11 protein-coding genes are annotated in these 14,215 nt (G+C 41.8%); 6 read left to right on the top strand and 5 right to left on the bottom strand.

Features of this window, described 5'->3' with window-relative positions:
* Positions 1–43: 43 nt before the first annotated feature.
* Entirely contained in the window at positions 44–316 is a 273-nt protein-coding gene (rpoZ, locus tag EL162_RS00365; RefSeq protein WP_076555488.1) for a DNA-directed RNA polymerase subunit omega, read from the bottom strand.
* 93 nt (positions 317–409) lie between these two features.
* Positions 410–1,042 (bottom strand): guanylate kinase, encoded by a 633-nt coding sequence (gmk, locus tag EL162_RS00360; protein ID WP_126329328.1) that lies wholly within the window; start codon positions 1,040–1,042, stop codon positions 410–412.
* A gap of 236 nt (positions 1,043–1,278) precedes the next feature.
* On the opposite strand from gmk, the gene ispH reads away from it, so the two are divergent.
* Both ispH and recJ read left to right on the top strand, forming a co-directional pair.
* Positions 1,279–2,220 (top strand): 4-hydroxy-3-methylbut-2-enyl diphosphate reductase, encoded by a 942-nt coding sequence (ispH, locus tag EL162_RS00355; protein WP_126331620.1) that lies wholly within the window; start codon positions 1,279–1,281, stop codon positions 2,218–2,220.
* Positions 2,220–3,977, top strand: coding sequence for a single-stranded-DNA-specific exonuclease RecJ (gene recJ / locus EL162_RS00350; protein ID WP_126329326.1), 1,758 nt, complete (start codon positions 2,220–2,222; stop codon positions 3,975–3,977). The genes ispH and recJ overlap by 1 nt, the downstream gene beginning before the upstream one ends.
* Before the next feature lie 90 nt (positions 3,978–4,067).
* Here the strand turns inward: recJ and EL162_RS10230 are convergent, their stop codons facing one another.
* The 3 genes from EL162_RS10230 to queE all read right to left on the bottom strand — a co-directional run bounded on the left by EL162_RS10230 (position 4,068) and on the right by queE (position 5,659).
* Positions 4,068–4,202: a hypothetical protein gene (locus EL162_RS10230; RefSeq protein ID WP_259772329.1), complete on the bottom strand. Its 135-nt coding sequence runs from the start codon at positions 4,200–4,202 to the stop codon at positions 4,068–4,070.
* Between the two features lie 65 nt (positions 4,203–4,267).
* Complete coding sequence (locus EL162_RS00345) at positions 4,268–4,912, bottom strand: trimeric intracellular cation channel family protein (protein WP_126329324.1); 645 nt, start codon at positions 4,910–4,912, stop codon at positions 4,268–4,270.
* Between the two features lie 24 nt (positions 4,913–4,936).
* Positions 4,937–5,659 (bottom strand): 7-carboxy-7-deazaguanine synthase QueE, encoded by a 723-nt coding sequence (gene queE, locus EL162_RS00340; protein WP_076555481.1) that lies wholly within the window; start codon positions 5,657–5,659, stop codon positions 4,937–4,939.
* A 698-nt stretch (positions 5,660–6,357) separates the two neighbouring features.
* On the opposite strand from queE, the gene EL162_RS00335 reads away from it, so the two are divergent.
* The 4 genes from EL162_RS00335 (at position 6,358) to EL162_RS00320 (ending at position 14,148) form a co-directional block, all read left to right on the top strand.
* A complete protein-coding gene (locus tag EL162_RS00335; protein ID WP_126329322.1) occupies positions 6,358–7,722 on the top strand; it encodes a diaminobutyrate--2-oxoglutarate transaminase in 1,365 nt (454 codons plus the stop codon).
* Positions 7,723–8,165: 443 nt separating this feature from the next.
* Positions 8,166–9,929 (top strand): site-specific DNA-methyltransferase, encoded by a 1,764-nt coding sequence (locus tag EL162_RS00330; protein ID WP_311195370.1) that lies wholly within the window; start codon positions 8,166–8,168, stop codon positions 9,927–9,929.
* 13 nt (positions 9,930–9,942) lie between these two features.
* Positions 9,943–12,543, top strand: coding sequence for a restriction endonuclease (locus EL162_RS00325; protein WP_259772328.1), 2,601 nt, complete (start codon positions 9,943–9,945; stop codon positions 12,541–12,543).
* Between the two features lie 57 nt (positions 12,544–12,600).
* Positions 12,601–14,148, top strand: coding sequence for a pyridoxal phosphate-dependent decarboxylase family protein (locus EL162_RS00320; protein WP_126329318.1), 1,548 nt, complete (start codon positions 12,601–12,603; stop codon positions 14,146–14,148).
* The last annotated feature ends 67 nt before the right edge of the window (positions 14,149–14,215 follow it).

Raw genomic sequence — 14,215 nt, 5'->3', positions numbered from 1 at the left:
ACAAGCCATGCAATATGACTTGTTTTGTTAGGTAGAATCGTTATTACAGTGTATTGCCCAGCTGTTCAGGGGTGATTTCAAACGACTGCATGGATTTTAGGAAAATATCATCATCAGGCTCGTCCAAAATCGCACGACCAACATTGCCAGCCGCGATTTCACGCAGTGCCAGCACTGTTGGCTTGTCGTTATCCACAGAAACGGTAGGCTCAGCTTTGCCATTTGCCAATTGGCGAGCTCGCTTGCTTGCCACCAAAATCAACTCAAAACGATTATCAACATTTGATAAACAGTCTTCGATGGTTACTCGTGCCATGATTGCTCTCTTAATTTTATAAATCAAACTTAAATTGCTTATTATAACAAGATTTTTGGCGATTTTTAAGCGATTTTTGCGACTTTGGACAATTTATTGTGGATTGGCATCGCCAAGCAAATTTGCCAACAGCTGTGCCTGCCTGCCTTGCTGGGTGGCTGTGCGTAATCGAGTGGCTTTGATGATGGTTTGTAGGTCTGACAGTGCCAGCTCAAATTCATCATTGATGACCAGATAGTCAAACTTGTCATATTGCTTCATCTCGGTCAGTGAGCCTGCCAGTCGCTTTTCGATGACTTCTGGGCTGTCTTGTCCACGACCTGATAGCCGTGTACGCAATGCCTCGCGGCTTGGGGGCAGGATAAAAATCATCACCGCTTCGGCAAACTTATCTTTGATTTGTAACGCTCCTTGCCAATCAATCTCCAAGATAACATCGCGACCTTGCTCAAGCAGTGTCTGCACCGCTTGTTTTGAGGTGCCATAATAATTGTCAAAAACTTGTGCATATTCCAAAAATGCCGCCTGCTCTATCAGATTGCAAAATTCATCGGTGCTGACAAAATGATAATGCACGCCATCAATCTCGCCTGCTCTGGGATTTCGTGTGGTGTGAGAGATGCTGACCGTTAGATTGTCAGTGCTGGCGAGTAGCTCTTTGACTAGGCTGGTTTTGCCTGTGCCTGATGCGGCGGTGATGATAAAAAGTTTGCCTAATGTTGCCATAATATGCCTTTTTTGATGTGGTTTGGTGGCAAATGATTCATTTGCTTATTGATAGGTTTGGTTATTTTAGCATAAGTTTGTATCACCTGCCATCGCCAAAGCCTTGATGAATATGGCAAATTGCAGGCGTGATGGCTTGATTGGGTATCAAACTTAGGGTGGATTTTGGTAAGTGGGGCGGATTTTTTGTGAAATTTTTGGTAAAATTGGCAGGATATTGTTAAGAGATGATAATTATGCAAATTTTGCTTGCCAATCCACGAGGTTTTTGTGCTGGGGTGGATCGTGCCATCGCCATTGTTAATGAGGCGTTGCGTCGTTTTAGCCCACCGATTTATGTGCGTCATGAAGTGGTGCATAATAAGTTTGTGGTGGAGGATTTGGCACGCCGTGGTGCGGTTTTTGTTGAAGAATTGGACGAAGTGCCTGATGGGGCGATTGTGATTTTTTCGGCACATGGGGTATCTCGTGCGGTCGAAGATGAGGCGGCACGGCGAGATTTGACAGTATTTGATGCCACCTGTCCGCTGGTTACCAAGGTGCATATTGAGGTGGGTAAATTTGCCAAAGAAGGCATGGATGCAATTTTAATCGGTCATGCAGGACACCCTGAGGTTGAAGGAACGATGGGGCGATTTGATGAATCTTTTGGCGGGAGGATTCATTTGGTTGAAGATGTAGACGATGTGGCTCGGCTTGATTTTGCCAAAGATAAACAGCTTGCCTTTGTTACCCAGACGACGCTATCAATGGACGATACGGCAAATATCATTGATGCACTAAAGGACAAATTCCCCCAAATCAATGCACCACGCAAAGATGATATTTGTTATGCCACCCAAAATCGCCAAGATGCTGTCAAGCTACTTGCCAAGCAGTGCGAGGTGGTGCTGGTGGTCGGTAGTCCGAATTCTAGCAACTCAAACCGTTTGCGTGAGCTTGCCGAACGCATGGGGCGGCGTGCTTATTTGATTGACAATGCCGAGCAGATGGATAGGGCGTGGTTTGATGATGTGGCATTTGTTGGGGTAACGGCGGGTGCTTCGGCACCTGAGATTTTAATTGAGCAAGTCTTAGAAACTTTGCAGTCATGGGGGGCGGAGGCTCCTGTTGAGCTGTCAGGCATTGATGAAAATGTTACCTTCAGCCTACCAAAATCGCTAACAAGGGCAAGCTGATGACGCGTTTGACACTAAGCCCTAGACTGACCGAGACGCTGGCAGAATCACTGGCCCAGGCGGTGGGTTATCGTTCGCTGGCTCGTGTGCTACAGGCACGCAAGGTGGCTGATGTGGCTGATTTGACCGTTGGTGTATCTGCCTTGTTGCCTGCGGCGGATTTATTGGGTATTGATGATGCGGTGTCGCTGATTGATGCAGCGATTGATCGTGGCGATAATATTTTAATCATCGGTGATTTTGATTGTGATGGGGCGACCAGCACGGCATTGATGATGCGTGTGCTTAGGCAGATGGGTGCTGTGGTTGATTTTTTGGTGCCTGACCGTTTTAAATTCGGCTATGGCTTGACGCCAGAAATTGTTGATTATGGCGTACAACTGTATCAACCAAAACTTATCATCACGGTGGATAATGGCATCTCAAGCCACGAGGGCGTTGCACGGGCTCATCAGCTCGGTGTACAGGTGGTGATTACTGACCATCATTTGACCACCAAGCCCTCACCGCCTGCCGATGCCGTGGTTAATCCCAATCAGCTGGGCTGTTCATTTGCCAGCAAGTCGCTTGTGGGCGTGGGCGTGGCGTTTTATGTGATGGGTAGGCTTGCCAAGCATCGCCGCAATCAAGGTAAGTTGACTGATAATGTGGCACGATATTTGGACTTGGTGGCATTGGGAACGGTGGCGGATTTGGGCGTGTTTGATCGCAACAACCGCATTTTGGTAACGCATGGCTTGGCACGCATTCGTGAGGGCAAATGTGTGCTTGGGATTTTGGCGATACTTGAGCAGGCAGGGCGTTCGCACCAGACGATGGGCAGTGAGGATTTTGGTTTTGCCATTGCACCACGCATTAATGCCGCTGGGCGTATGGACAATATGCGTATCGGTGTTGAGTGCTTATTGGCAGATGACTGGGGCGAGGCTCATCGCTTGGCAATGGAGCTAAACAGATTAAACCAAGCCCGCCGCACCGTTGAGATAAGCATGAAAGATGAAGCGGTTGCAATCATTGACACGCTGCAATTGGACAGCAAGCAAACACGGGCAACGGTACTGTATCAGGACAATTGGCATCAAGGGGTGATAGGCATCGTTGCAGGCAGGCTAAAAGAAAAACTCTATCGCCCCAGCATTGTCTTTGCACCTGCTGATACACAGGCGACCGCTGATGACGATTTGATTAAGGGTTCTGCTCGTTCAATCGCTGGTGTGCATATCCGAGATGTGATTGAAGCGGTGGCGATTGCCAATCCAACGCTCATCGAGCATTTTGGCGGTCATGCGATGGCGGCAGGTTTGACGATTAAAAAGGTAAATTTTGAACCTTTTGCCAAAGCCTTTTTGGAGCAGATGGCGACTTTTGATGAGGCGATATTTTGTGAGCAAAAATTTACCGATGGTGAGCTTGAGCCTAATGAATTTAGCCTACAATTTGCCGATACGCTAAAAAACATCAGCGTCTGGGGCAATGGTTTTTTGCCCCCTGTGTTTGATGGTAAATTTGTGGTGATGAACCATCGGATACTCAAGGATAAGCACCTAAAACTCACCCTAAAATTGGCAGGCGTGCAGTACCCGATTGATGCGATTTGGTTTAATTATCAGCCAAAAAATTGGGACTATCGGGCAAGCTCTGTACATATCTTATACACGCTGGATATTAATCAGTGGCAAGGCGGTCAAAGTCTACAGCTGGTGATTAAAGATTTGGCAGTGGTGCAGATTGCAGCCTTGCAGCAGGGTGTCTATTAGCTTTGGATTTGTTGCAAGCGGTCAAAATTAGCGTCATTTGCCCTATTTTGGCGGTCTGTATCGGCAAATCAAGCATTTGGTTTTTGCAAACTACCCATACAATCCAAGACAGGGCGGCAGATGGGTTTTGGCTGATGGGCTGTTTGCCAAAAGTGGCTGCACCAATTTGCCACAAACTTGGATTGATAACTGCTTAATCTGCCAAAATGCTTGTTGATTGTTCATTGGGATATGGCTTAAACTGTCGAAGTTGGGCTGCTGAAATTACAAAATTTGACCGCGGCGTGTGGCTATTTGTTGGTTGATTTTCTAAGCTCAATGGAGGGCAAATGCCAATCAAATCGCACCGCCAGCATACGAATGACAAAAATGCTGGTCAATGCCACGCTTTGTTTTATCCAATCATCAACACCAAAGCTACCAAGCCCTAGATATAGACAAGAGCCAATGATGCTGGCACTGATGTAAATTTCTTTTTGTAGCACTAGGGGGATTTCGTTACAAATCATATCACGCATAATGCCACCTGCGATGCTTGTCAGCACTGCCATCATCACCGCCACCAACGGACTTGCTCCCACAGATAACGCAACTGTCAACCCAATGACGCTAAACGCCGCCAAGCCAATGGCATCAAACAACTTTAAGATACCGACAATATCACGATGGCGATGAAAGAACATTTGGCACAAGATGGAAGTTGTGGTGATGACAAAAACATAATTCAAATCAATCATCCAAAACAGCGGATGGCGATCAAGCATGACATCACGAATCGTGCCACCGCCGATGGCTCCGACCATTGATACCAAAATACAGCCAAACAAATCAAACCGCTTGTACATGGCAAGTGTCGTACCAGCGATGGCACAGGCAATGATGCCGATCATATCCAGCAGATAAATCAACAGATTGGTGTCAAAAGTTATCGGCATATTCTCTCCGTGCCAGCTGGTGGATTATTTTCCCTTGGCATCTGCCCAGATGATTTTGTGCAGCTGCAAGCCAAATCGCACAGGCAACCCATCAGCCAAAATCCACTCTGCCAAATCGGTAGCAAGCGTTGGTGCATTGCCATGATTTTCATGAATATTAAACATGGGCGATAGCCAAACTGTGCCAACCAACTCATGCAGGCGGTGTGTGGCGATGATTTGCTTTGCCCATTGATAATCCTTGCGATCGGCAATGACGATTTTAATTTGGTCATGGCGACCCAGATGGTGTAGGTTTTCCCAAAGATTTTTGTCCATTTCGCCCGATGATGGGGTTTTTAGATCCATGACTTTGGAGACGGCGGCAGGCACTTCGGCAACCGATAATGCCCCTGCGGTCTCAAGAGAAATCTCATACCCTTTGTCAAGCAGTAGCTGCATCAGAGCGATGGCATTGGGCTGAGCCAGTGGCTCACCACCAGTAATGCAGACACGCTGGCAGGGATATTTGGCGATATAATCAGCAATCCCTTCAAGCGTCCAACGCTCACCGCCTGTAAATGAATAAGTCGTATCACAATAAACACAGCGTAACGGACAGCCTGTCAGTCGAATAAAAATAGTCGGCAATCCTGAGCTTAACGCCTCACCTTGCAGAGAATAAAAAATCTCGGTCAGCTTCAGCCCTGCCTGTGGGTCAGTGGTGGGGATTTTGGTGTTGCGTAGGGCGGTTTGTTTGGTATTCACGATGTTTGTCTTTGCTTGGCTATGTAAAATATATTATTGTACCAAACATCGGCACAGATGGCGAATTATCTTGATTGTTAAGCCTGTTGGGCTGGTTGTTAATTTTATCAATCAAGTCTTTTTACGCATTGCAGACAAGGCGGCGATGATTGACAGTGCTAAAAATTTGACATTTGCAGAAAATTAAGAACATGGGAGTTGTCTGAATCTATGCAGATAAGCATTGGGCTTGGTTAAGTTTGACTTGTGTTTTGTAGTGTTGTCATTGAATGCGTTGCTTTAGATTGGCAAAAACGCCTTTACTTTTTTCAAAAAGCGTGTATCATAGCCCTTGCGATTTGCTCTTGCCAAGTCAGCAAAAACTGAACAAATTTAAGTAAATTTAATCCGTCATGATTTTGCAATGGCGTTGTGCTATATTGACAAGTGTCAGATGGATTTCAAAAAAGGTTTTAAGATAGCCAAAAATAGACAAAGATAGTAAGTTTGCTGCTTTATAAAAAGCAGATAACCCAATATCAAACTCCTTGCCGTGGTGTGCCACTGAGTTTGTCTGCCATTTTTATTTGGATAATTTATATTATCTAATAAATCTTAAAACCTATACTTAAGTATAGGTTTTTTTGTCCAGCACAATGACCGTGCCGATTTTGGCAGTTGTGCTTTTTTTCAACCCTTATCTGAGATGGTAATCCGATATGAGCGTTCACACCCCTGTAACTGCTGCTGCAAATGCAACCAATGACTACTATTTGACCCGCCAAGACAAGATGGAGTCAAATGTCCGCAGCTATCCTCGCAAACTACCCTTAGCAATCGCCCAAGCACAAGGCTGCTGGGTAACTGATGTCGAGGGCAATGAGTATCTTGACTGCTTGGCAGGTGCAGGTACTTTGGCACTTGGTCATAATCACCCAGCCACCACCAGTGCAATCAAGGCTGTGCTAGACAGCGGTTTGCCATTGCATACTTTGGATATTACCACGCCTATTAAAGATGCGTTTACCGAAAAACTGTTGTCATTTTTTCCAGAAAATTTTGTTTTGCAATTTTGTGGCCCGACAGGTGCCGATGGTACCGAAGCTGCGATAAAACTTGCCAAAACTTATACAGGGCGTGATAATGTCATCGCCTTTAGTGGTGGCTATCATGGTATGACGCATGGTTCGCTTGCCATGACGGGCAATCTGTCCGCCAAAGAAAAAGTCGGCAATCTGATGGCAGGCGTGCAGTTCATGCCTTATCCGCACGAGTATCGCTGCCCCTTGGGTCTGGGCGGTGAAGCTGGCGTTGATGCCCTGACTTATTATTTTGAAAACTTTATCGAAGATGTTGAAAGTGGCGTGGTTAGACCTGCTGCGGTTATCTTAGAAGCCATTCAAGGCGAAGGCGGTGTTGTCCCTGCTCCAAAAAAATGGCTCCAAAAAGTGCGTGAAGTTACCGCCAAGCACGACATTGTGCTTATCCTAGACGAAGTGCAGGCAGGCTTTGCTCGCTCTGGCAAGATGTTTGCCTTTGAACATGCCGAAATTATCCCTGATGTTGTCGTTATGTCCAAGGCGGTGGGCGGTGGTTTGCCATTGTGCGTGCTTGCCATTAATAAAAAGTTTGACGCATGGTCGCCAGCAGGGCATACTGGCACATTCCGTGGCAATCAGCTGGCGATGGCGGCAGGTTACAATGTCCTAGAAGAAATCACCAAGAATAATCTGGCGGAGAACTCGCGCATTCAAGGCGAGTTTTTACGCAGTGAACTAAACCGCCTGTCCGAAACATACGGCTGTATCGGTCATGTGCGTGGTCGTGGCTTGATGACAGGCATTGAGATTGTTGATGAGCGTCAGCCTGCCGATCATATGGGGTCATATCCTGCCGATGGTGTTTTGGCGGCAGCTATCCAAAAAGCGTGCTTTGATAACAAACTGCTGCTTGAGCGTGGTGGTCGTGGCGGCACGGTGGTGCGTCTGCTTTGCCCAATTACCATTACTACGGACGAGTGCCAAGAGGTCATCGCACGCTTTACTAAGGCTGTCAGCGAGGCATTGCAAGCAGTGCGTGCGTAGTAAATTTTTGGTTATTTCAAATAAAGGCGTACCAATTGGTGCGTCTTTGTTTTTTAATATATTTACTATGATAAAAAATTTGTTAAAATAAGAAATTTTACTTGACATATTCTTACGGAAATCGCAAAATGAACCAACCAACCAACCAACCAACCAACCAACCAACCAACCAACCAACCAACCAACCAACCAACCAACCAACCAACAGCTTAAAAACCGCTCATAATAGCGACTTTTTTGGTGAAAAATTAGCCAAACTTCGTCAAATCCTGCCCGAAATATTCTCTGAACACGCCCTAGACCTAGACAAGCTAAAAACCTTACTGGGTGAACACATCGCAAGCAACGAACGCTACGGCTTAAATTGGGCGGGTAAATCGGTCGCCTATCAAGCCCTACAACGCCCCACTCACAACACATTAACCCCTTGTCCTGATGAGAGTGTGGATTTTGACACCACGCAAAACATTTTTATTGAAAGCGATAATTTAGAAGCCCTAAAAATATTGCAAAAATCCTATGCAGGCAAAATCAAAATGATCTACATTGACCCACCTTATAATACGGGCAATGATTTTATTTATCACGATGATTTTAGCCAAACCCAAAAAGATTATGAAATTGCCATTGGCGATAGAGACATTAACGGACAATTATTAAAATCCTTTAAAAAGAACAGTAAAGACAACGGACATTATCACAGCAATTGGCTTAATATGATGTTGCCCCGTTTACATTTGGCTCATACGCTGCTTTCTGATGACGGTGTGATATTTATCAGTATTGATGATAATGAACAGGCTCAATTAAAGTTGTTGTGTGATGAGATTTTTGGAGAAGAAAATTTTATTAGTAATATTTCTTTGAAAATGAAAAATGTTGCTGGAGCATCTGGTGGTGGTGAAGATAAGAAGCTAAAAAAGAATATTGAACATTTGTTGATATATACAAAGAATTATCAGGAACTTACACCTTTTAATCCAGTTTTTGAACTGATTGAGATTGGTAATTTGGTTCAAATGTATAAACTAGAAAATAAAAGTTGGAAATACACTAGCGTTATTGTTAATTATGGTGAAAAGAAATATATTAAATCAACGACAGACGGTGCTGGTGATGAAATAAAAATATTTTTAAGAAGTGGATATAAAATATTGTCAGTAACTGAATTGGCAAAACTAGAAAACATTAGTGAAGTAGAAGTATATAAAAAATATGCAAGAAATATATTTCAAACAGCAATGCCACAAAGCTCCATTAGACCACGAGTTATGGAAGCATTAAATGGTATGGTTTTTGATACAGATTTGTTTTCCATTGAATATATACCAAAAAGTGGTAGAAATAAAGGCGTTGTTTATGAGCAGTTTTATAAGGGGGAAAAGTTTAGGCTTTTTTCTTGGTTATCCGATGTATCGGAAGATATTGATGGTAAATTGTATAAAAAAGAAATGCAGGGAACTTTTTGGGACTTAACTTCTCAAATGAATAATTTATCAAAAGAAGGAGAAATTTCATTTGAAAATGGCAAAAAACCTATTTTTTTAATTAAGAGATTGATTGAAATGATGGGGGATAAAAACGACCTAATCCTAGACTTCTTCGCAGGTTCAGCAACCACCGCCCACGCTGTAATGCAATTAAATGCGGAAGATAATGGCAACCGTCAATTTATCATGGTGCAATTACCAGAACTTACTGATGAAAAAAGTGAAGCCTATAAAGCAGGTTTTAAAGCGATTAGCGATATTAGTAAAGAACGCATTCGCCGTGCAGGGGCAAAAATCAAAGCCGAAAATCCTAATAAAACCCTTGATACAGGATTTAAGGTATTTAAATTAACGGGCAGTAATTTTAAAGCGTGGCAAATTGACGATGATAATGCTATTGCCGAGCAGTTGGAAATGTACATCAATCCCCTAAAAGACAATGCCAAAGAAATAGACATTGTCTATGAATTGCTATTAAAAATGGGATTGAAATTAACAGCAACTATTGAATTTAAAGATGGCGTTTATTGGCTAACTTGTGAAAATAAATCGTATGCCATTGTACTAAATTCACTATCTCAAGATGGTTTTAATACCATTATCGCCAAAAAACCCGCCAAAACCGTTGTATTGGACAAAGCATTTTTAAACGACAGCGAAAAATCCAATGTGATTTTACAATTTAAAGATGCCAATCTGAATTTTGAAAGTATTTAATGATAGGGGGTAAATGATGCAAATCCAATATGAGCATTTGGACTATCAACAACAGGCGATTTTTAGTATCGTGGATTTATTTCAAGGTGAAATCACGCACCATCAAGATGAGTTTAGCTTATCAGATAAAGACAATGTGCGTGTGATTGCCAATGAATTATCATCATCCAAAGATGATATTTATGATAATTTAAAAAATATCCAAACACAAAATCAGCTTTCTTTGTCCGATAAATTGGATAATTTATATTTTAGTGTAGAAATGGAAACAGGCACGGGTAAAACTTTTGTATATTTAAATACCATTTTTGAGCTTTATCAACGCCATGGCTGGAGAAAATTTATCATCGTTGTGCCAAGTGTTGCCATTCGTGAGGGCGTATTGCAAACCTTAAACAGCACAAAAGACTATTTTAAAGAGAAATTTAATTCACCTATTTATCATTATTATGAATACAGTGGGAAAAAAACCAATGTATTAAAACATTTTGCGACAAGTACTCATATTGAAATTTTGGTGATAAATATTCAATCGTTTGAAAAAGAAAGCAATATTATCAATCAAGAGCGAGAAAATGGTGTGTTAATGGATTTAATCCAAGCCACCAATCCAATCATCATTATCGATGAACCGCAAAATATCAGCAGTGATAAACGCAAAAATGCTATTGATAATTTAAATCCATTATTCACGGTTGGGTATTCGGCAACGCATAGAGAAATTATCAATAAAGTATATAGCCTAAATCCTGTACAAGCCTTTGAAAAGAATTTGGTAAAACAAATTGTCGTTAATTCGGTAATATCACAAGATAACAATCATGCCTTTATTGAGCTAAGAGAAGTGGTGAATAAAAGCGGATTAAAAGCTAAAATAATACTTGATATTAATGAAGCAAAGGAATTAAAAAGAAAGCCTGTTACAGTAAAAATGGGCGATGATTTATATGATAAATCAAAACAAAATCCCAATTATCAAGGATTTATGGTTGCAGGTATTGATTTAGAAAATCAAACGGTTAGATTTTCTAATGGCATAGAAATTACCGCCGGCGTGAATTTGGATTATCTAAAAGATGACATTGCAAAACAGCAAATTCACGCTACGATTAAAACTCATCTACAGCGTGAAAAACAATTAAATCCATTGGGTATTAAAGTATTGTCGCTCTTTTTTATTGATAAAGTGGAAAATTATCGCACCAATGCACAGGGTGAATTGGGGAAATTTTATGAGTGGTTTGAAGAATTGTATGAATTAGAAACCAAACAATCAGCAAGTGGCGTACATAAGGGCTATTTTAGCCAAGATGGTAAAGGGAATAATAAAAATACTGATGGTGGAAGAGTTGCTGATAATGATGCTTATGAATTGATTATGAAAGATAAAGAGCGGTTATTATCTTTTGATAATGAAGTTCGTTTTATTTTTAGTCATTCGGCATTAAAAGAAGGCTGGGATAATCCCAATGTTTTTCAAATTTGTACCTTAAATGAAACCACATCTACGATTAAAAAACGCCAAGAAATTGGGCGTGGGCTTCGTTTGCCTGTTAATCAAAATGGCGAACGGATTTATGATGAAAAAGTTAATATTTTGACCATTATTCCCAATCAAAGTTATGAGCAATTTGCAAATTGTTTGCAAAAAGAATATATTGATGATTGCGGCATTAAATTTGAAAAATCACACCTTAAAAATGCCAAAAATGAGCGTACGGTAACTTATCGTTATGACGCATTTACCGATCCTTTATTTGTGGAAATTTGGCAAAAAATACGCCAAAAAACCAGCTATCGTGTGAAATTTGATAGCGATGAATTGATTAAATCGGCAAGTCAAGCATTAAATCAAATGCCAGAGATTATTAAGCCAAAAATTGAAATTAAAAAAGCACGATTGATTCAAGATAGTGAAATAGGCATACAGGCAGAAGAAATTTATTCAGATTATCAATATCTAGATAAAGAAATTGCCATACCTGATATTTTAAAATTTCTACAAAATAAAACGGGATTAACTCGCCAAACTTTGGTAAAGATTTTAAAACAATCTGGAAGAATTAATGATATTAAGAATAATCCGCAACGCTTTCTTGAAATTGTAGCAGGCATCATTAATCGCCAGTTGCAATCATTGATGATAAATGGTATTCAATACGAGCGGCTTAATGATATGTATGAACAAGGTTTATTTGAAACTTATCAAATTTATACCAATGAATATACTTTTGATGTGAATAAAACACAAAAAACCATTTATAATGGTGTATTGGATTTGGATTCAAAAACCGAACATCAATTTGCCACCGATTGTGAAAATTACGATGAGCAAGTGGCGTTTTATTTTAAATTGCCCAAAAAATTTAAAATCCCAACCCCGATTGGTAATTATAATCCAGATTGGGCGGTTGTTATCAATAAAAATAGTGAGCAGGTTTATTTTATTGCTGAAACCAAAAATACAGGCAATAATGTTCAAGATAGTGTGGTTTTGGACGAATTACGGCAAAAAGAGCAATTTAAAATCACCTGTGCCAAAAAGTATTTTGAATTTGTTGATGGTATCGATCATAAAGTGGTGCAAAAGGTCGATGAATTAATCCAAAAATAATGAGCCATCTGGCAAAATATGCTACAATGGGGCAATTTTTATTTTTAGGAAAAATCAATGACGACACTTGCCCAGCACCGTCAAGCCCTACTTTGCAATGACAAGAAGTCCATTGCCGACTATGAACAAGCGATGAACCAAGCCGTGCAAGCAGTATCGGCATGGCTGCAAGATGACAAAATGTACACAGGTGGCAGCATTAAGCAGCTTCGCTCACAAATCAGCTTTTGTCCACAAAAAGACGGTTTGGGCGTACAAAAGTCGCTTGATCGCCTTGTGGAACTGTTTTTGAACAAAAGCCTAAAAGTCCATCATCCGCATTCGCTTGCTCATTTGCATTGCCCAACGATGGTAACCTCACAAATTGCCGAAGTACTGATTAACGCAACCAATCAATCCATGGATTCATGGGATCAGTCGCCAGCTGGCTCTTTGATGGAGGTGCAGCTGATTGATTGGTTACGCCAAAAGGTCGGCTATGGTGCTGGTACGGCAGGCGTGTTTACTTCTGGCGGCACGCAGTCAAATTTGATGGGCGTGCTGCTGGCTCGTGATTGGTGCATTGCCAAAAACTGGCAAAATGCAGATGGTGTAGAATGGTCGGTGCAAAAAGACGGCATTCCGCCTGATGCCATGCAAAAGGTAAAAGTCATCTGCTCAGAAAATGCTCATTTTTCGGTACAAAAAAACATGGCGATGATGGGCATGGGGTTTCAATCAGTGGTTACTGTACCTGTCAATGACAATGCCCAAATAGATACTATCGCCCTTGCCAACACAATGCAGGCATTAAAAGATGAAGGCAAGATTGTCGCTTGTGTCGTGGCAACCGCAGGGACAACGGATGCAGGGGCGATTGATGACCTAAAAAAAGTGCGTGAATTGACCCAAAAATTTGGTGCATGGATGCACATTGATGCGGCGTGGGGCGGAGCATTATTATTATCCAATGATTATCGTGATATGCTTGATGGCATTGAGCTGTCTGATTCGGTAACGCTGGATTTTCATAAGCACTTTTTCCAAAGCATTTCATGCGGTGCGTTTTTGCTAAAAGACGAGCAAAATTATCGCTTTATGCATTATGAGGCAGAATATTTAAACTCTGCTTATGATGAAGAGCATGGCGTGCCAAATCTTGTATCCAAATCGCTACAAACCACCCGCCGTTTTGATGCGTTGAAGCTGTGGATGACGATAGAAGCCCTAGGCGAAGAATTATACGGTTCAATGATTGATCATGGCGTAAGGCTCACTCGTCAAGTGGCGGATTATATCAAGGCAACGGACGGCTTGGAATTGCTTGTTGAACCACAATTTGCCTCTGTGCTGTTTCGTGTCGTGCCGCAAGGCTATCCTTCTGACTTGATAGACAGCCTAAACCAAAATGTCGCCGATGAGTTATTTGCTCGTGGTGAGGCAAATATTGGCGTTACGCGTGTGATTGACAGTCGCCAAAATGTACAATCTTTAAAAATGACGACTTTAAGCCCAATTGCCACGCTTGAAAATGTCCAAGCCTTGCTTGCTCAAGTGTTGGCAGAAGCGGATCGGATTAAAGATGATATTAAAAATGGGTCATATACGCCACCGATTGATTATTAATCTGCTAACCAAAACCCCCCCCCAATTGTAAGGGGTTTTGTTTTGGTGGTGGCAAACTTAGTAATTA

Source organism: Moraxella cuniculi (assembly GCF_900637105.1).
Classification (GTDB): Bacteria; Pseudomonadota; Gammaproteobacteria; order Pseudomonadales; family Moraxellaceae; genus Moraxella; species Moraxella cuniculi.
This window is presented reverse-complemented; position numbering and strand designations above follow the sequence as displayed.